The organism is Haemophilus sp. SZY H53 (assembly GCF_054332375.1).
This window is the reverse complement of record NZ_JBTGNV010000002.1, coordinates 1-17,748: the sequence shown is the minus strand read 5'-3', so window position 1 is coordinate 17,748 and position 17,748 is coordinate 1. Positions and strand designations below refer to the sequence as shown.

Genomic DNA, 17,748 nt, shown 5'->3' with positions numbered 1-17,748 from the left:
TTAGTCCTCATTAATTCGACTCGCTACCGCATTTTGCTGATGTTTATATTTGGCATCTTTACGGCTAGTGTAAGGGCGCGCTGCCGAGCCGCTTAACACTTCGAAACTCAATGCGCCAATCACCATATTAGGACGCAATGCTAAAGGTAATTTGCCAGAATTGTAGAATTCCAACACAATTTTACCTTCCCAACCTGGGTCGATACGATGAGCGGTAACATGCACCATTAAGCCTAAACGGGCAAGAGAGGAACGACCATCTAACCAACCGATAATATTGGCAGGGAGTTTCACCGACTCTAATGTGGTTGCTAAGGCTAATACACCAGGGTGTAAGAAGAAGGCCTCATCATCTCCAATAATAATTTCATCACTCATGACTGATTCAAGTTGAGCTGAGACTTCTTCTTTCGGGCCACTTAAATCAATGTAAGGGGCAGAATGTTCACGAAATACGCGAAATGAATTGCCTAAACGCACATCAATGGTTGCACCATTGATTTTGTCGTTATCAGGACGAGGCGTTAACGAAATAAGACCATTATCCAAATAGCGTTCGATATCGGTATCGCAAAGACGCATGATTTTTCCTATTTTTCGTTTAATAAATGCAGAATTTGAGCTTTTAACATATTAATCGCAATACGGTTCTTGCCGCCACGAGGAATCACGATATCCGCATATTGTTTGGATGGCTCAATAAATTGTAAGAACATTGGACGAACGGTTGCGCGGTATTGGTCAATTACAGATTGTAATGAACGACCACGTTCTTCCATATCCCGTTGTAAACGACGGATAAAACAAATGTCTAATGGGGTATCTACGAAAACAGAAATATCAGCCAATTGGCGAACTCGCTCATCAGTGAGCAATAAAATCCCTTCTAAAATCACAATTTTTTTCGGGGTGAAGTGTTTGGCTTCGTCTGTTCTAGTGTGATCAACATAACTATAGACCGGAATATCGACAGCCTTTCCATTTTTTAAATCTTTTAAGTGTTGAATGAGTAACTCTCTATCCATTGAATTGGGGTGGTCATAGTTGGTTTTGACTCGAACACTCATCTCCAAATGGCTTTGATCTTTATAGTAGCTGTCTTCAGCAATAATTCCGATTTCTTCGCAACCTAAATCGTTACAAAGCTCTTTATGAACAGTAGAAGCAATAGAACTTTTGCCTGAAGCCGATGCGCCGGTAATGGCAATAATGATGCAAGATGAGTTTGACATAAAAAAAACTAAAATTTAGAAAGGTAAGAACTAAAGGAAATTATAAAGAAAAATCCGTTTAAATTCATCTTTCTTTTTCTTATATTTTTTCAAATTTGTGAAGCGCTTCACGGAAATTTTTTCCATTTTCATTTAACATTCATTCGCTTCCCTTATTTCATCTGTGTTATTTATAAGGAGTGTAAGATGAAAAAGAATAAAATTTCTCTCTCTATTTCAACCGCACTTTTAGCTGCAGGTTTCATAACATCATCCGCTGTTAATGCTCAAGGGCGTTTGGTGGTATATTGTAGTGCAACCAATATTCTGTGTGAAACGACAACGAAAGCCTTTGGCGAAAAATATGATGTGAAAACTTCATTTATTCGTAATGGTTCAGGTAGTACTTTTGCAAAAGTTGAAGCAGAAAAAAATAACCCACAAGCAGACGTGTGGTTTGGCGGTACGTTTGACCCTCAAGCACAAGCTGCAGAGTTGGGTTTAATCGAACCTTATAAATCTAAACACATTGATGAAATCGTGGAACGTTTTCGTGATCCAGCGAAAACCAAAGGTCACTATGTGTCATCTATCTACATGGGTATCTTAGGCTTTGGTGTGAATACTGAGCGTTTAGCAAAATTAGGGATTAAAGAAGTACCAAAATGCTGGAAAGATTTAACCGATCCTCGCTTAAAAGGCGAAGTCCAAATTGCTGATCCACAAAGTGCGGGTACAGCATACACCGCATTAGCGACTTTCGTTCAACTTTGGGGCGAAGATAAAGCCTTTGATTTCTTAAAAGCATTACATCCAAATGTCTCTCAATATACAAAATCAGGTATCACGCCATCTCGTAATACAGCACGTGGAGAAGCCACTATAGGGGTTGGTTTTTTACACGATTATGCACTTGAAAAACGTCAAGGTGCACCATTGGAATTAGTCGTACCTTGTGAAGGTACGGGCTATGAATTAGGTGGCGTGAGTATCTTAAAAGGTGCTCGTAACATTGATAACGCAAAATTATTCGTGGATTGGGCATTATCTAAAGAAGGTCAAGAGTTAGCGTGGAAACAAGGTGATTCTTTACAAATCTTAACCAACACAACCGCGGAACAATCGCCAACTGCGTTTGATCCAAACAAACTTAACCTCATCAATTATGACTTTGAAAAATATGGTGCAACCGAACAACGCAAAGCCTTAATTGAAAAATGGGTTCAAGACGTTAAATTAGCGAAATAATGTTTAAAGTGCGGTTGAAAACAGAGAAATTTTTGACCGCACTTTGCATTTGAACCCATAAAGTGGTTACTGCGATGAGCGCCAACTCATCTTATTTTTATAAAAAACACAGGAGTGAACCAATGAAATTGTCTAACGTTGCTTTAGCACTTTCTGGTATTGTATTTGGAGGCATGTTATTGAGTTCTCACGCATCTGCTGCAGAAGGGCGTTTAGTCGTTTATTGCAGTGCGCAAAACACGATGTGTGAGCAAGAAACCATGGCTTTTGAGAAAAAATATGGTATCAAAACCAGTTTTATCCGTGGTGGCACAGGCACAATTTTAGCTAAAATTGATGCTGAGAAAGACAACCCTCAAGGGGATGTGTGGTATGGAGGTACGCTTGATCCTCATTCTCAAGCCGGTGAAATGGGCTTGCTTGAAGCGTATAAGTCGCCAAATCTTGCACAAATTCCTGAACAGTTTAGAGATCCCGCTAAAATTAAAGGCAACTATTCCTCTGCGATTTACCTCGGTGTATTAGGTTTTGGGATTAACCCAGAACGTTTAAAAAAACTTAATTTACCAACCCCAAAATGTTGGAAAGATCTCGCTAATCCTGCTTACCGTAATGAGATCCAGGCGGCAGATCCGCAAAGTTCAGGAACAGGTTATACTCAGTTAGCGACCTATATCCAACTTTGGGGTGAAGATGAAGCGTTCAAATATCTCAAAGAACTCAATAAAAACATTTCCCAATATACCAAATCAGGTAACACGGCAACCCGTAATACAGCACGTGGTGAAACCGCAATCGGAATTGGTTTTTTACATGAATATTCTTTAGAGAAAGCAAAAGGTGCCCCAGTGGAATTGGTTGTACCTTGTGAAGGCACAGGCTATGAAATCGGCGGTGTGAGCGTGATTAAGGGTGCAAGAAACCTTGAAAATGCGAAATTGTTTGTGGATTGGGCATTATCAAAAGAAGCGCAAGAGCTAACCTGGAAAAAAGGGGAAGCATATTCTATTTTAACCAATAGTACCGCTGAGCAATCGCCTTATGCGCTCGATTTTAAATCCATCAATTTAATTAATTATGATTTTAACAAATACGGCTCAAGTGATTTACGTAAACGTTTGATCACAAAATGGGTTGATGATGTTAAATTAGCAAAATAATGATGTATACATAGCGAAATAATAGCTATTGTATTATTTCGCTTTTTTCTTTTATGCGAGGTTGTATGAACGCAAATAAACGTCCTATTATCCAATCAGCCAATTTTTGGATAATTCTTGCAGTGATTGCATTTCTTCTTCTTCCTTCTCATGCATTAGATTACGGCTTGTTTGAGAGTACTAGTGATGAATATTATGATGCAATGGGTTGGTCTTCGTTAAATATTACGGTCTTATGGTTTTTACCGATTCTTTTATACGGTTTAGTACCTTATCTTAAATTACCGAGGGCTACGCAAGCGAAAGTGGAACTTTATCTTATTGCCGCTGCGACGTTGTTTATCTTCGTCAGTGCGACCATTTATAAAGTCAGCCTAGGATACTCTGTGATTGTATTAATTGCGAGTTTAACCGCATTGGCGACGTTTTCTTTTGCAAAATTGCAGGTAATGCAAGGGGATAAATTTATTATTGCCTCTTTGCTTTGCATTATCTTATTAATTTTCTTCTTCATCGTTTATCCAACATTGGCGATCTTTGTATCCATGTTTTATGACGGTGATACCTTTGCACCGCAACAAGTGATGCGAATTTTGACTCAAAGCTATATTGTACGTGTTATTAGTAACTCGTTATTCTTATCAGGCTTTGTTGGCATTGTATCAACGATTTTCGGTTTGGCATTTGCGCTTTATACCACCCGCATTGCACGTAGAACGGCATTTGTTGGTAAAATTTTCTCTATTTTACCAATCGTCACACCACCGTTCGTTGTGGGTTTAGGGGTAACATTAATGCTAGGCCGTTCTGGTTATGTAACTGAGTTCTTATCCTCAACATTTGGATTTGAGAACCATAACTGGTTATACGGCTTCAACGGGATTGCCATTGCGCAGATTCTTGCTTTTGCGCCGATTTCATTCATGATTTTAGACGGCGCATTAAAATCTGTTCACCCATCAATTGAAGAAGCGTCTTACACCTTGCGTGCAAATCGTTATCAAACATTCTTCAATATCATTTTCCCATTACTACGTCCAGCATTAGCAAACTCATTCTTAATCGTGTTTATCCAATCCTTAGCGGACTTTAGTAACCCGTTAGTACTGGGCGGTAGCTTTGACGTCATCGCAACACAAATCTACTTCTATATCGCAGGCTCACAATTAGATTATGCTTCAGCAAGTACCTTAGGTTCGATGCTTTTAATTTTCTCATTAGCCGTATTTATCATCCAATATATTTGGATTGGTAACCGTTCTTATGTGACCGTTTCAGGCAAATCCTATCGTGGTGACGTGCAAGATTTACCAACCGGCTTGAAATATACCATCATCGGTATGCTTGGTTTCTGGGTACTCTTTAACTTAGCGTTATACGGCAGTATTTTCTACGGTAGTTTCACCGTGAACTGGGGTGTGGATTACACCTTAACCTTCAAAAACTATGCGATGTTATTCGGACAAAGTTTAAGCGATGGGGCATGGCCATCATTGATTAATACCTTAATCTATGCAGGAATTGCCGCACCATTGACCGCACTTTTCGGTTTATTAATTGCGTATATTGTGGTGCGTAAAGATTTCCAAGGTAAAAAATCTCTTGAGTTCTTAACCATGCTTTGTTTTGCGGTACCAGGAACCGTTGCAGGGGTGTCTTATATTTTAGCCTTCAACAATGCACCGCTTTACATTACGGGTACTAGCATTATCGTGATCATCTCAATGGTGATGCGTGATTTACCAATCGGTATGCGAGCAGCCATTGCTGGTCTTGGTCAATTAGATAAGTCACTCGATGAAGCGTCTCTTTCTTTAAAAGGTAGCTCATGGAAAACCTTGTGGTTTATCGTTTTACCCTTGTTAAAACCAGCGTTACTTTCTGCATTGGTCACCAGTTTCGTTCGTGCGATGACTACCGTGAGTGCGATTATCTTCTTAGTCACCGCTGATACACGTGTGGCAACAGCCTATATTTTAAACCGTGTAGAAGATGGTGAATATGGTGTTGCGATTGCATACGGTTCGATTTTAATCATCGTGATGATGGCCATTATTTTATTCTTTGACTGGATTGTGGGTGATACCCGAATTTCCCGTTCTAAAGCGAAAAAAATGAATTAACTCGTTAAGTTGTAGGTAAATAGTATGAGTAATAATGATTTCTTAGTATTAAAAAATATCACTAAATCTTTTGGTAAATCCACAGTCATTGATAATTTAGATTTAACCATTAAACGTGGCACTATGGTGACCTTATTAGGTCCATCCGGTTGTGGTAAAACCACTGTGTTACGTTTAGTGGCAGGCTTAGAAAATCCAACTTCAGGTCAGATTTTTATCGATGGTGAAGATGTAACTAAATCCTCTATTCAAAACCGTGATATTTGTATCGTATTCCAATCTTATGCGTTGTTCCCGCATATGAGTATCGGTGATAACGTAGGCTATGGTTTACGTATGCAAGGTGTGGGAAAAGAAGAGCGCACTAAACGTGTAAAAGAAGCCTTAGAGTTGGTTGACTTAGAAGGCTTTGAAGATCGTTTTGTGGATCAAATTTCGGGTGGTCAACAACAACGTGTGGCATTAGCACGTGCGTTAGTATTAAAACCAAAAGTATTACTTTTTGATGAGCCATTAAGTAACTTGGATGCTAACTTACGTCGTTCTATGCGTGAAAAAATCCGGGAATTACAACAAAATTTAGGTATTACCTCACTTTATGTGACTCACGACCAAACCGAAGCATTTGCGGTATCCGATGAAGTTATCGTCATGAATAAAGGTAAAATCATGCAAAAAGCCTCAGCAAAAGAGCTTTATTTGCGTCCAAACTCTTTATTCCTTGCAAACTTCATGGGCGAATCGAGCATCTTTGAAGGTAAATTGGAAAATGACACTATTGATGTGAATGGCTACAAATTGCCATTAAGTAATGCAGCACAATTTAATTTATCGGATGGCGAATGCTTAGTGGGCGTACGTCCTGAAGCAATTTACTTAAAAGCTGAAGGTGAAGTAGCACAACAATGTGAAATCAAGAGTGCAGTCTATATGGGTAACCACTGGGAAGTGGTGGCAATTTGGGCTGGCAAAGAATTGCTCATTAACACTAAACCTGAAGACTTCAATGCTGATCTCAAACAAGCTTATCTGAATTTCTCTGAACAAGGAATTTTCTTGCTGAAGAAAGAGAAATAATGTTAATCTAAAGGCGTGTGGAAACATACGTCTTTTCTTTTCAAACCCTTTCAACATCGATCGCAGATCGCACTTTTTTCAGATTTTCTTTTTTGATTTCAATCTGTATAATGCGCTCTTCTATGAATAAAGGTATTAAGTATAGATGAAATTAGTGATAGAACCTGATGCGTTGTTGTTATTTTTACAACAGAAAATTGAGCAAAAAGACGCTTTTGGTCTTGTTGAAGGTATATGTCAATTGTTGCGTAAAAGTAAGCCAACACAAATTCTTTCAGTTTTACAATTGTTGAAACATACTTTACTACAAGATAAAGCGTTAGGGGAGGCCGTTGCAAAATTACTATGCGATTGGTTATGTAGTTTACGCCTTTATCCTTTGTTTATTAGTAGTGGTATTCTTTCTCGTGAAGGTTTTGGGCGAGAAATGAAAACACGTATTTATGAACGTTTTAATCCATCTTTCAAAGATATTAATGACTTACGTGATATTTTTTATCTCTTATTTAGTGACAAAAATGACATTCAGTGGATTAACGCTATCCCATTGAAGGCCTGGCGTGCAATCTTTGTTGTTTTAGCTCATTATGCTACAGAAAAAGATCGTGATCGTTTAAAAACACATATTGAAAGTGAAGGGTTATTTGCTATTGAAATGCTTTCAATTTGGGTTGCGGCTGAAGATATGGAACCAGAACTAATGCGAATGGAGCCTTCTTTATTAAATGCTGATTCACCTTTTGTCGCTTTGCATCGAGAAGTTGTTGATTGGTTACAAGCACGTCGTCAATTTATATATTTTGATGATAGCCATTTACAGGTGATGTTTAATCAGTGTAAAAGATTAGTAGAGCGTTTAAAAAAGCGAGGAGCAATTATGGGATCCTCGTTAAATGTCGCTTATTTATTAGAACGTCTTTCTCAAACGTTAGAGCGATTGGAAACTTTAATGGCACTTTTTGCTTCAGAGCGCTATTTATCAAATAGAATATTGCTCCTTATTAATCATTTCGCACGCGCTGCCGCTGAGAAACATAGTATTTCTCGACTTTGGCAACAAAGTTCAAAATTAATTGCTCGCAGTATTACACAAAATGCAGGTGATCACGGCGAACATTATATTACCCGAGATAAAAAGGAATATTGGTCGATGTTTTATTCCGCAGCGGGGGGCGGTGTATTAATTGCATTAATGGCATTATTTAAAACCTATTTAGGCAGCATCATTGATGACAAAGTATGGAAAGGGATTGCTGAAGGCTTAAATTACGGCTTAGGATTTACACTCATTTTTATGTTACATTTTACAGTGGCGACCAAACAGCCAGCCATGACAGCGGCTCGTTTTGCGGAGGCGGTAGAGAAAAACCCGCAAGGTAAAACCTTAAATATGACCTTAGCACAGTTATTAGTGGATGTATTTCGTTCACAGAGTATTGCCGTATTAGGCAATGTGGTTATTGCGATGGGACTTGCAGCATTGATTGCTTTTGTTTACCAATACCAGATGGGAGAGCCGCTAATGAATACTGAACAAATCGCTTATCAGTTGCATAGTATCGATCCTTTGGCAGGAACCTTATGGTTTGCGGCCATCGCTGGCGTTTGGCTATTTTGTTCAGGACTTATTTCTGGCTATTTTGATAATCGTAGTAATTATTTGAATATTCGTATGCGTTTAATACAACATCCGTTGCTGAAAAAAGTAATGACTGAAAAATGCCGAATTAAATTCGCTAATTATATGCATGAAAATTATGGGTCGATTATCGGTAATCTTTGTTTTGGGATGTTGCTCGGCATTACTGGCGTAGTAGGATACTTAACGCATCTTCCATTAGATATACGTCATGTGGCATTTTCATCAGCAAATGTAGGTTATATTGCAGTGAGCGGGCAATTTACTTATTCATTGCTTTTACAATGTATTGCTTTTGTTCTGTTGATTGGCTTGATGAATTTAATTGTTAGTTTTTCACTCACGCTTTGGGTTGCCTTGCGTTCTTTAAATGCTGAAATTGATAGTTGGTGGGGAATTTGGCGAGAAGTTTGTCAAATTATGAAAAAACGACCATTGAGCTTATTTCTCCCTATTCAATTAGATAAATAATCGCGTTAAGTGCGGTCACAAATATTAATGTTTTTGACCGCACTTTCTTTTCGGCAAATTTAATTTGCGTTATTATGTTACTCATCTAATCTTATAACTTGATGAATTATTCTAATGAAACCCACATTTCTTGAACTTCGTCACCTTAGAACTTTGCTTGCGTTGAAGGAAACGGGCAGCGTTTCGATGGCGGCAAAACGTGTTTATTTAACACAATCCGCACTCTCTCATCAAATTAAGTTAATGGAAGAACAATTCGGTTTGCTCCTCTTTGAGCGCAAAAGTAATCCATTACGTTTTACCGCCGCTGGTGAACGTTTGATTCGTCTTGCAAATGAAATTTTGCCAAAAGTGATTGATGCCGAACGAGAACTTGCTCGCGTAAAACATGGTGATGCAGGCCAATTACGAATTGCGGTAGAGTGTCATACCTGTTTCGATTGGTTAATGCCCGCGATGGATGAGTTTCGCCAGCATTGGAGTTTGGTGGAGTTAGATATTGTGTCAGGTTTCCATACTGATCCAGTAGGCTTATTGCTATCTCACCGTGCTGATTGGGCGATAGTATCAGAAGTTGAGGAAAATGATGATGTTTTATTTAAACCATTGTTTTCTTATGAAATGGTGGGTATTTGCGCTAAGGATCATTCATTAGCCAATAAAGACGTTTGGCAGGCGGAAGATTTTGCTGAGGAAACTTGGGTAACCTATCCCGTTCCTGATGATATGTTGGATTTATATCGTCAAGTGTTGAAACCGAAAGATATTAATCCGCCGCGTCGTACGACAGAGCTAACAATCGCCTTGATCCAGTTAGTGGCGAGTCGTCGTGGCATTGCTACCGTGCCTTATTGGGCGGCATTACCTTATTTAGAAAAAGGTTATGTGGTGGCGCGCAAAATTACAGAAAAAGGATTGTACAGTAACCTTTATGCGGCAATTCGTAAAGAAGATGCTAATTTAGCTTATATCGAAGATTTCCATCAAACAGTAAAAGCACAAAGTTTTTCGACCTTACCTGGTTTGTCTGTTTTAGCGTTGTAGTAGGTCAATATGTCAGAAGTTGTGACAGAAAATCCCATCAAAGCCGCAGCAAAAGCGGCATTTCCTTACAGCATGTCAATGCTTGCTGGCTTTTTATTTTTAGGCATTGCATATGGCATTTACATGAAAGCATTAGGATTCGGTGTTTGGTTCCCTGTTGCAATGGCAGCACTCATTTATGCGGGCTCCGTGGAGTTTATTGCGGCAGCCGCATTAGTTATGCCTTTTTCGCCTTTAAGTGTCGCATTAGTTACGCTGATGGTAAGTGGTCGTCAGATTTTTTATGGCATTTCCATGTTAGAAAAATATGGTGCTCAAATTGGGAAAAAACGTTGGTATTTAATGACTACCTTAGTCGATGAAAGTTTTTCCCTGAACTATCTGGCGAAGATTCCCGATCATTTAGATAAAGGTTGGTATATGTTCTTTGTCAGCTTTTATCTCCATCTTTATTGGATTGTAGGCGCAGGATTAGGTAATCTATTTGGTTCAATCATTCCTTTTGATTTAAAAGGGGTAGAGTTTGGGATGACTGCACTTTTCCTCGTAATCTTTGCTGAAAACTGGCTAAAAGAAAAATTTCATGAAAGCTCATTATTAGGTTTAGGCGTAGCTTTTGTATCGCTGTTAATTGTTGGGAAAGAACACTTTTTAGTGCCAACTCTAATTAGTATCTGGATTCTATTAACGGTACGACGTCCTAAACTTTCATCTAAATTGGAGGCACTGAAATGACATTGATGGAACAAATTATCACCATTGCGATTTGTATTTTGTGCGTACAATTTACCCGATTATTGCCATTCTGGATCTTTCCTACAAATCGTCCAATTCCAGAGTATATCCGTTACCTCGGTAAAGTATTACCCGCAGCGATGTTTGGGATGCTAGTGGTGTATTGCTATAAAAATGTGGACGTGCTAAGCGGTTATTATGGCTTGCCTGATTTTATTGCGGGTGCTTTAGTGTTGGGATTACATTTCTGGAAAAAGAATATGTTTCTTTCCATCTCGGCAGGCACAATTTTTTATATGTTTTTAGTGCAAAAAGTCTTTATCTAAGAGAATGTTGAGCGAAATAAAAATTTCTTGATATTGCAATCGGTTGCTTTTATTTTGCCTCTTTCCCTGAATTCCAAAATCTTTTATGATGCCGTTTCAATCATTGTTGACGGAGAGATTTATGGAATTTAATTTCATTGAATTATTAGGTTATTTGGCAACATTCTTTGTGGCTGTGTCTTTTTTATTTAAATCGATTATTCACTTGAGAGTTGTCAATGCTATTGGGGCGATACTCTTTGTCATTTACAGTTTGATCATCAAATCTTATCCAGTTGCGCTTCTAAACGCATTCTTATTTTTCGTTAACTTATATCAACTTTATCGTTTGAAAAAAGAGCAACTGGTATCAAAAGTGCTTAAATAATTGACCGCACTTTTCCACGATTTACCCCCACATTTGATATAACGCAATTACTAGTGGCATAGTAAACATACAAAGCAGCGTCGTTACACCATAAATGGCGCTGGCTTTTTGTGGATTGTTGTTATAAATCACCGCCATTTGTGTCACGGTTGCTGCAGAAGGACTAGTGGTGGCTAAAAAGCTAATTAGCACAATGATCTCGCCTTTTTCAGCCCACTGTATAAACCCAATCAGCTTTATTAATACCAATAATGCAAGTGGAATAAGTAGCAACCGCAAGAGTGTAACTAAATAAATGCGTTTGGATGCTATGATGCTCCGTAAAGGAATTGCCGCAATCAGCATACCGGCGACAAGCATGGCATTCGGACCAATAAATAATCCAATCGAAGACAGCGTACCATTGATAATGTTTGGCAACTTAATTTGGAAAGCAAACAAAAATGCTCCAACAAGAATTGACCAAATATTGATATTTTTGGCAATCGTCTTCAGCGATAAATTTCCTTTTCCTACAATAATCAAACGGCAATGTGTCCAAAATAGAAAGGTTTGTACTACGATAAAACAGCTTGCATAAATGACCCATTCTTTACCAAATAGCGACATCACAATCGGAATAATTAAGTTGCCAGAATTGGAATAAATGGAAGTGGCATGCTCAATAGGATCAAGGTTTAATAGGCGCTTTAATAAACTGCCAATAATAATCAGAATAACCTGAAGAAATACGGCCATAAGTAGTGAAAGCTGCAAACCTTGTAGAATTTCAGGTGTGTAATCAATTTGAAAGGCTTCAATCATTACCGATGGGCTGATGACATAAAGGCCAATAATGGAAAGCGGCTTGCTATCTTCTGATTTTAATAATTTTGATTTAACCAACCCATAGCCGATAAGCACAATAAGTGTCAGTTCAATAATTTTAGTACCGAGTAAAAATGCGATATCCATAGTGAATATTGATGAGATAAATTAGTGCTATGAAAGAAGAAAAGGGCAAATAATTTGCCCTTTAAATTGATCTAGGTTACTCCCACTCGATCGTTGCTGGGGGTTTTCCGCTAATGTCATACACCACGCGAGAAATGCCATTCACTTCGTTGATAATGCGGTTAGATACTTTGCCTAATAAATCATAAGGTAAATGAGCCCAATGTGCGGTCATAAAGTCGATGGTTTCTACTGCGCGTAGGGAAATAACCCAATCGTATTTACGGCCATCGCCCATCACACCTACAGATTTCACAGGTAAGAACACGCTGAAAGCCTGACTGGTTTTTTCATACCAACCGCTGTTGCGCAATTCTTCGATAAAGATCGCATCTGCACGGCGTAATAAATCGCAGTATTCTTTTTTCACTTCGCCTAATACACGCACGCCTAAACCTGGGCCAGGGAATGGGTGGCGGTTGATCATTTCAGCCGGTAAGCCTAATGCTAAACCGATTTTACGTACTTCATCTTTAAATAACTCACGTAGTGGTTCAACTAAGCCAAGTTTCATATAGTCTGGTAAGCCACCTACGTTGTGGTGTGATTTAATCACATGTGCTTTACCAGTTTTGCTTGCTGCAGATTCGATGACATCAGGGTAGATCGTACCTTGTGCCAACCATTTCACATTAGTGAGTTTTTTTGATTCATCATCAAATACATCAACGAATACTTTACCGATAATTTTACGTTTCGCTTCAGGATCCGATACGCCTGCAAGTTCGCCTAAGAAACGGCTTTCAGCGTCAACACGGGTAATGTTCAAGCCGAATTTATCGCCAAACATTTCCATGACTTGATCGCCTTCGTGTAGGCGGAGTAAACCGTTATCCACGAATACGCAGTGTAAGTTTTTGCCGATGGCACGGTGTAAAAGTAATGCAACCACAGAAGAGTCCACACCACCAGATAAACCTAAAATCACTTCATCATCGCCCACTTGCTCTTTAATACGAGCAACGGCATCTTCGATAATGTTTTCTGCTGTCCATTTGGTTTCGCAACCACAAATATTCACCACGAAATTCATCAATAATTCCAAACCTTTTTTGGTATGGGTTACTTCTGGGTGGAATTGTACGCCGTAGAATCGACGATTTTCGTCAGACATTGCAGCAATTGGACAGGTTGGAGTCGTACCGGTAACTTGGAAGTTTTCAGGTAAACGCGTTACTTTATCGCCATGGCTCATCCATACATCCAATTTGCTATCGCCATCATTTAAATGAGCGAAAAGTGCGGTCGGATTATCCATTAAAACAGAAGCATAGCCGAATTCACGATGCTCAGAGGTTTCAGTTAAACCGCCAAGTTGCATCGCCATGGTTTGCATACCGTAACAAATACCCAATACAGGCACGCCAGCATTAAATACGTATTCAGGTGCACGTGGGCTGTTTTCTTCAGTGGTACTTTCAGGACCACCAGAAAGAATGATACCGTCTGGATTAAATTCACGGATTTGTTCTTCAGTCACATCCCACGCCCAAAGTTCGCAGTACACACCGATTTCACGCACACGACGCGCAATCAGTTGAGTATATTGTGAACCGAAGTCGAGGATCAGAATTTTATGGTTGTGGATGTTTGTCATTTATAATGCTCTTATTCTTGATAGTGTGGACGGTCAATTTCCCCTAAAACTTTGCAAAAATTAACCGCACTTTAAAACAACAAAAGGTGGAAGAAAGCCCACCTTACGGATTAGCCCATACGATAGTTTGGTGCTTCTTTCGTAATAGTTACGTCATGAACGTGGCTTTCTTTAATGCCTGCACCACTGATTCGAACGAATTTGGCTTTTGTACGTAATTCTTCGATGGTTGCGCAGCCAGTTAAGCCCATGCAAGAACGTAAGCCACCCATTTGTTGGTGGATGATTTCTTTTAAGTAACCTTTGTATGGAATACGACCTTCGATACCTTCTGGTACGAGTTTGTCTGCTGCGTTATCAGATTGGAAGTAACGGTCTGATGAGCCTTTCGCCATTGCACCTAATGAGCCCATACCACGGTAAGATTTAAATGCACGGCCTTGGTAAAGTTCGATTTCACCCGGTGCTTCTTCAGTACCGGCAAACATAGAGCCAACCATTACACAGCTTGCGCCTGCAGCGATGGCTTTTGCAATGTCGCCAGAGAAACGGATACCACCGTCCGCGATAACTGGAATACCACGATCTTTTAATGCCGCCGCAGCATCTGCGATAGCAGTGATTTGTGGAACACCTACACCGGTTACGATACGAGTGGTACAAATTGAACCAGGGCCGATACCTACTTTCACTGCGCTTGCGCCTGCGTCTGCAAGTGCGATAGCACCTTCAGCAGTCGCTACGTTACCCGCAACGATAGGTAAGTTTGGATATTTTGCACGAGTTTCACGAACGCGTTGTAATACGCCTTCTGAATGACCGTGAGAAGAGTCGATTAACAATACATCTACGCCTGCTTTCACTAATGCATCAATGCGTTCTTCGTTACCTGGGCCTGCACCTACTGCTGCGCCTACGCGTAAACGACCGAATTCATCTTTACATGCATTTGGTTTTTGTTCCGCTTTTTGGAAGTCTTTAACGGTGATCATGCCTTTTAATTTGAAAGCATCATCTACAACAAGTACTTTCTCTACGCGGTTTTGATGCATTAATTCTAAAATTGTTTCACGGCTTGCACCTTCTTTTACGGTAACTAAGTCTTCTTTTTTCGTCATTAATTGTGAAACAGTTTTGCTTAAATCTTTTACGAAACGCGTGTCACGGCCAGTGATGATACCGATTAAGTTATTTTCACCGTCTACAACAGGGTAGCCAGCGAAGCCGTTTTTCTTCACCATTTCAGCAAGTGCTGCAAGAGTTAAATCTGGTGAAACAGTCACAGGTTCAGAAACGATACCACTTTCGAATTTTTTCACTTTACGAACACGATCCGCTTGGCGTTCGATCGTCATATTTTTGTGAATAAAGCCGATGCCGCCTTCTTGTGCTAAAGAGATCGCTAATTTGGTTTCTGTGACAGTATCCATCGCTGCAGAAAGCATCGGAATATTTAAGCGAATTTCTTTGGTGAGTTGAGTTGAGAGGTTGGCTGTGTTCGGAAGAACAGTTGAATGAGCTGGGACGAGTAGAACGTCGTCAAAAGTCAGAGCTTCTTGTTTGATTCTAAGCATGGCAATATCTCACTGTTAAGAATTGTGTTAAAAAATATTGCGGCGGGATTATACAGATTTTTCATGTGGTTGAAAATGAATTTTTTCGCTTTTATGGTAAGATTTGCCAAGATTTTTATGAGAAGGAATGAATATGCCATCGTTATTGGATTGTTTGTCTGATTGCCACCCTAAAGTGCGGTCAGATTTGATGTCGTTTTTAAATATTACGTCAAATGAATTGGCGCAAGAAATAGCATTATTGAGAGAATCGGGATTGAATATTCAAGAAGAAAATGATGTTTATCAGTTAGTGCCAGAAATGCCTTTGTTAAATCCGCAAACAATTTCGACCGCACTTTTCCCTTATTCTGTGCATTATCATCGAACCATTTCTTCAACAAATGAATTTATAACGAATCAAATTAACCAATTAAAAAAAGGTGATTTGTGTCTGGCAGAATATCAAACCGCAGGGCGGGGACGTCGTGGTCGTCAATGGCTTTCACCGTTTGCAGGGCAGTTAATTTTCAGTTTTTATTGGACTATCGATCCTAAAAAAGCATTGGATGGATTAAGTTTAGTAATCGGTTTAGCGATTGCAGAAGCGTTAAATGCGAAAGTGAAATGGCCAAATGATATTTTGCTTTCAGGGCGGAAGCTTGGTGGCATTTTAGTGGAAATCATTAATCATAAGAATGGGTTGCTTAATTTAGTGGTTGGTATTGGGATCAATGTAAAATTACCACAATCAACCGAAATTAGTCAGCCGTATGCGCAGCTAACCGAACAGGATCCAAATATAGATCGTGAAACGATCCTTATTAAAGTGATTCAACGTATTTATTCTCGATTAGCTCAATTTGAAGAAAAGGGCATTGATGAGGAATTCATGCAACAATGGATAAACTATAATGAATTTTTTGGTGATGAAGTGAACGTCTTTACTGAGCAAAGCGCGATTTCAGGTATAGAGCAGGGAATTGATAAACGCGGTTACTTAAAAGTCATAACCGATGAAGGCGAGCGGTATTTTAATGCCGGAGAAGTTTCTTTAAGAAGGAAGTAAATAAAAAGTGCGGTCGAAATTAACCGCACTTTTTATATGTATACTAAACCACTTTCTGAATCAGTGCTGAAATGTCATCTGCAAATTTTTCATCTCTTGCCATTTTCTCAATTTCCTCAGCAGAATATTTTTCACCGTCATACACAGCAACAATACTGAGATCATTGGGTTGTAAGAAATGCGTTTCGCCGAACTCGGTATAACGGGTGGCGCCAATACTAATAATCGCTTGTTCAGGATAGTTTGCTTGCTCTAACAAAGAAGCAATATGATTCATCGGTCCCTCATCGGGTTGATTATTCATTCTATCCACGATCCAATCTAATAATTGTTGGTGGAAATAGCTATAACCAATAGCAGGGCTGTCAATACCATACGTATTGAGCTCGCCATTGCGTTTATGGAAGCAAGCGATACGATATTGATCAATTTCACTTCCCTTAACAAAGAAAGAAAGTGGAATCAGTTTTGATGAAATACCTTTACTTGCCGATCCCCAGTTTTTCTTTTCACAGATTTTTTTCGCATTAGGGCGACGAATAGAGCAGTCATTATAGGCTGCAAAATAGTGCGGAATAATATGCTCAACTTGCTTTCCTTTATAGGTAAGATCACAAATAAGCGTAATTTCAGGTTCAATTTGAAGATTATCCGCGCCTTGTGGAAAATTAATTTGATTGTGACTTAAAGGAAAGGTAGAAAGAAAGCCCGATTTTTCGCTTGGCACATAAAACGGGAAAATCGCTTTGGGTTGAATGGCATTTTCTGTTTTTACTTGAGTGAAATCAGCCGCCTCGCCGGCTTGTTCCAAATGTCCTGCGAAATTGCCTGCCACACCTAAACCAATCATTTGTTCAAAATTCATGAAGACCTCATTAGATTGCTTACTCTTTTTGGGGTAATTTACCTTGAATGTTGAACAAATACAAATCACTTTGATGATTAAATCATCATGTGATAAAAAAATTGAATTTTTTTGTAAAAAGCACTTGCAAAGAATTCTGAAATATCTATAATACGCCCCACACAACGACGCACTGTTGTGAAACGTAATAAAACCAGTGCGTCGTTCTTTTTTTGCTCTTTAACAATATATCAGACAATCTGTGTGGGCACTTGTTGATTGACTTGTTTT

16 protein-coding genes are annotated in these 17,748 nt (G+C 39.2%); 10 read left to right on the top strand and 6 right to left on the bottom strand.

Features of this window, described 5'->3' with window-relative positions:
- Both dcd and udk read right to left on the bottom strand, forming a co-directional pair.
- On the bottom strand, positions 1 to 582 hold the full coding sequence (dcd, locus tag ACXVWB_RS02175) for a dCTP deaminase (RefSeq protein ID WP_126471029.1): 582 nt from the start codon (positions 580 to 582) through the stop codon (positions 1 to 3).
- 8 nt (positions 583 to 590) lie between these two features.
- Positions 591 to 1,232 carry a uridine kinase gene (gene udk / locus ACXVWB_RS02170; protein WP_126471031.1) on the bottom strand — a complete coding sequence of 214 codons (642 nt, stop codon included), beginning with the start codon at positions 1,230 to 1,232 and terminating at the stop codon, positions 591 to 593.
- 186 nt (positions 1,233 to 1,418) lie between these two features.
- Between udk and ACXVWB_RS02165 the strand changes: the two genes are divergently transcribed.
- From ACXVWB_RS02165 to ACXVWB_RS02125, 9 genes are all read left to right on the top strand, one after another.
- Positions 1,419 to 2,459 (top strand): ABC transporter substrate-binding protein, encoded by a 1,041-nt coding sequence (locus ACXVWB_RS02165; protein WP_049355993.1) that lies wholly within the window; start codon positions 1,419 to 1,421, stop codon positions 2,457 to 2,459.
- A gap of 122 nt (positions 2,460 to 2,581) precedes the next feature.
- Positions 2,582 to 3,619: an ABC transporter substrate-binding protein gene (locus tag ACXVWB_RS02160; RefSeq protein WP_289901219.1), complete on the top strand. Its 1,038-nt coding sequence runs from the start codon at positions 2,582 to 2,584 to the stop codon at positions 3,617 to 3,619.
- 65 nt (positions 3,620 to 3,684) lie between these two features.
- Positions 3,685 to 5,742, top strand: a complete 2,058-nt coding sequence (locus tag ACXVWB_RS02155) for an ABC transporter permease (protein ID WP_289901218.1) — start codon at positions 3,685 to 3,687, stop codon at positions 5,740 to 5,742.
- Between the two features lie 24 nt (positions 5,743 to 5,766).
- Positions 5,767 to 6,819 carry a ferric ABC transporter ATP-binding protein gene (fbpC, locus tag ACXVWB_RS02150; RefSeq protein ID WP_289901217.1) on the top strand — a complete coding sequence of 351 codons (1,053 nt, stop codon included), beginning with the start codon at positions 5,767 to 5,769 and terminating at the stop codon, positions 6,817 to 6,819.
- Positions 6,820 to 6,964: 145 nt separating this feature from the next.
- On the top strand, positions 6,965 to 8,929 hold the full coding sequence (locus ACXVWB_RS02145) for a site-specific recombinase (RefSeq protein WP_289901216.1): 1,965 nt from the start codon (positions 6,965 to 6,967) through the stop codon (positions 8,927 to 8,929).
- Between the two features lie 114 nt (positions 8,930 to 9,043).
- Positions 9,044 to 9,973, top strand: a complete 930-nt coding sequence (locus tag ACXVWB_RS02140) for a LysR family transcriptional regulator (RefSeq protein ID WP_289901215.1) — start codon at positions 9,044 to 9,046, stop codon at positions 9,971 to 9,973.
- A gap of 9 nt (positions 9,974 to 9,982) precedes the next feature.
- Positions 9,983 to 10,708 (top strand): azaleucine resistance protein AzlC, encoded by a 726-nt coding sequence (azlC, locus tag ACXVWB_RS02135; protein WP_289901214.1) that lies wholly within the window; start codon positions 9,983 to 9,985, stop codon positions 10,706 to 10,708.
- Entirely contained in the window at positions 10,705 to 11,034 is a 330-nt protein-coding gene (locus ACXVWB_RS02130; protein WP_289901213.1) for a branched-chain amino acid transporter permease, read from the top strand. Before azlC ends, ACXVWB_RS02130 begins: the two co-directional genes overlap by 4 nt.
- A gap of 121 nt (positions 11,035 to 11,155) precedes the next feature.
- Positions 11,156 to 11,401, top strand: a complete 246-nt coding sequence (locus ACXVWB_RS02125) for a YgjV family protein (RefSeq protein WP_289901212.1) — start codon at positions 11,156 to 11,158, stop codon at positions 11,399 to 11,401.
- Between the two features lie 21 nt (positions 11,402 to 11,422).
- On the opposite strand, the gene ACXVWB_RS02120 is transcribed toward ACXVWB_RS02125, so the two are convergent.
- From ACXVWB_RS02120 to guaB, 3 genes are all read right to left on the bottom strand, one after another.
- Positions 11,423 to 12,355: an AEC family transporter gene (locus tag ACXVWB_RS02120; RefSeq protein ID WP_289901211.1), complete on the bottom strand. Its 933-nt coding sequence runs from the start codon at positions 12,353 to 12,355 to the stop codon at positions 11,423 to 11,425.
- 76 nt (positions 12,356 to 12,431) lie between these two features.
- Positions 12,432 to 13,991, bottom strand: coding sequence for a glutamine-hydrolyzing GMP synthase (gene guaA / locus ACXVWB_RS02115; RefSeq protein WP_111326895.1), 1,560 nt, complete (start codon positions 13,989 to 13,991; stop codon positions 12,432 to 12,434).
- Positions 13,992 to 14,101: 110 nt separating this feature from the next.
- The gene (gene guaB, locus ACXVWB_RS02110; protein ID WP_289901210.1) at positions 14,102 to 15,565 is read right to left on the bottom strand and encodes an IMP dehydrogenase; all 1,464 of its coding nucleotides are present in this window, start codon (positions 15,563 to 15,565) and stop codon (positions 14,102 to 14,104) included.
- Between the two features lie 127 nt (positions 15,566 to 15,692).
- Here guaB and birA point away from each other — a divergent pair, with 127 nt between their 5' ends.
- Positions 15,693 to 16,613, top strand: coding sequence for a bifunctional biotin--[acetyl-CoA-carboxylase] ligase/biotin operon repressor BirA (birA, locus tag ACXVWB_RS02105; RefSeq protein WP_289901209.1), 921 nt, complete (start codon positions 15,693 to 15,695; stop codon positions 16,611 to 16,613).
- Positions 16,614 to 16,656: 43 nt separating this feature from the next.
- Here the strand turns inward: birA and ACXVWB_RS02100 are convergent, their stop codons facing one another.
- On the bottom strand, positions 16,657 to 17,478 hold the full coding sequence (locus ACXVWB_RS02100) for a DUF5718 family protein (protein ID WP_289901208.1): 822 nt from the start codon (positions 17,476 to 17,478) through the stop codon (positions 16,657 to 16,659).
- Between the last annotated feature and the right edge of the window lie 270 nt (positions 17,479 to 17,748).

Coding starts and splice junctions, on each gene's coding strand:
- azlC (WP_289901214.1), top strand. CDS start 9,983: ATGTCAGAAGTTGTGACAGAAAATCCCATCAAAGCCGCAGCAAAAGCG.
- birA (WP_289901209.1), top strand. CDS start 15,693: ATGAATATGCCATCGTTATTGGATTGTTTGTCTGATTGCCACCCTAAA.
- ACXVWB_RS02130 (WP_289901213.1), top strand. CDS start 10,705: ATGACATTGATGGAACAAATTATCACCATTGCGATTTGTATTTTGTGC.
- ACXVWB_RS02125 (WP_289901212.1), top strand. CDS start 11,156: ATGGAATTTAATTTCATTGAATTATTAGGTTATTTGGCAACATTCTTT.
- guaB (WP_289901210.1), bottom strand. CDS start 15,565: ATGCTTAGAATCAAACAAGAAGCTCTGACTTTTGACGACGTTCTACTC.
- ACXVWB_RS02160 (WP_289901219.1), top strand. CDS start 2,582: ATGAAATTGTCTAACGTTGCTTTAGCACTTTCTGGTATTGTATTTGGA.
- guaA (WP_111326895.1), bottom strand. CDS start 13,991: ATGACAAACATCCACAACCATAAAATTCTGATCCTCGACTTCGGTTCA.
- ACXVWB_RS02120 (WP_289901211.1), bottom strand. CDS start 12,355: ATGGATATCGCATTTTTACTCGGTACTAAAATTATTGAACTGACACTT.
- dcd (WP_126471029.1), bottom strand. CDS start 582: ATGCGTCTTTGCGATACCGATATCGAACGCTATTTGGATAATGGTCTT.
- ACXVWB_RS02140 (WP_289901215.1), top strand. CDS start 9,044: ATGAAACCCACATTTCTTGAACTTCGTCACCTTAGAACTTTGCTTGCG.
- ACXVWB_RS02100 (WP_289901208.1), bottom strand. CDS start 17,478: ATGAATTTTGAACAAATGATTGGTTTAGGTGTGGCAGGCAATTTCGCA.
- fbpC (WP_289901217.1), top strand. CDS start 5,767: ATGAGTAATAATGATTTCTTAGTATTAAAAAATATCACTAAATCTTTT.
- ACXVWB_RS02145 (WP_289901216.1), top strand. CDS start 6,965: ATGAAATTAGTGATAGAACCTGATGCGTTGTTGTTATTTTTACAACAG.
- udk (WP_126471031.1), bottom strand. CDS start 1,232: ATGTCAAACTCATCTTGCATCATTATTGCCATTACCGGCGCATCGGCT.
- ACXVWB_RS02155 (WP_289901218.1), top strand. CDS start 3,685: ATGAACGCAAATAAACGTCCTATTATCCAATCAGCCAATTTTTGGATA.
- ACXVWB_RS02165 (WP_049355993.1), top strand. CDS start 1,419: ATGAAAAAGAATAAAATTTCTCTCTCTATTTCAACCGCACTTTTAGCT.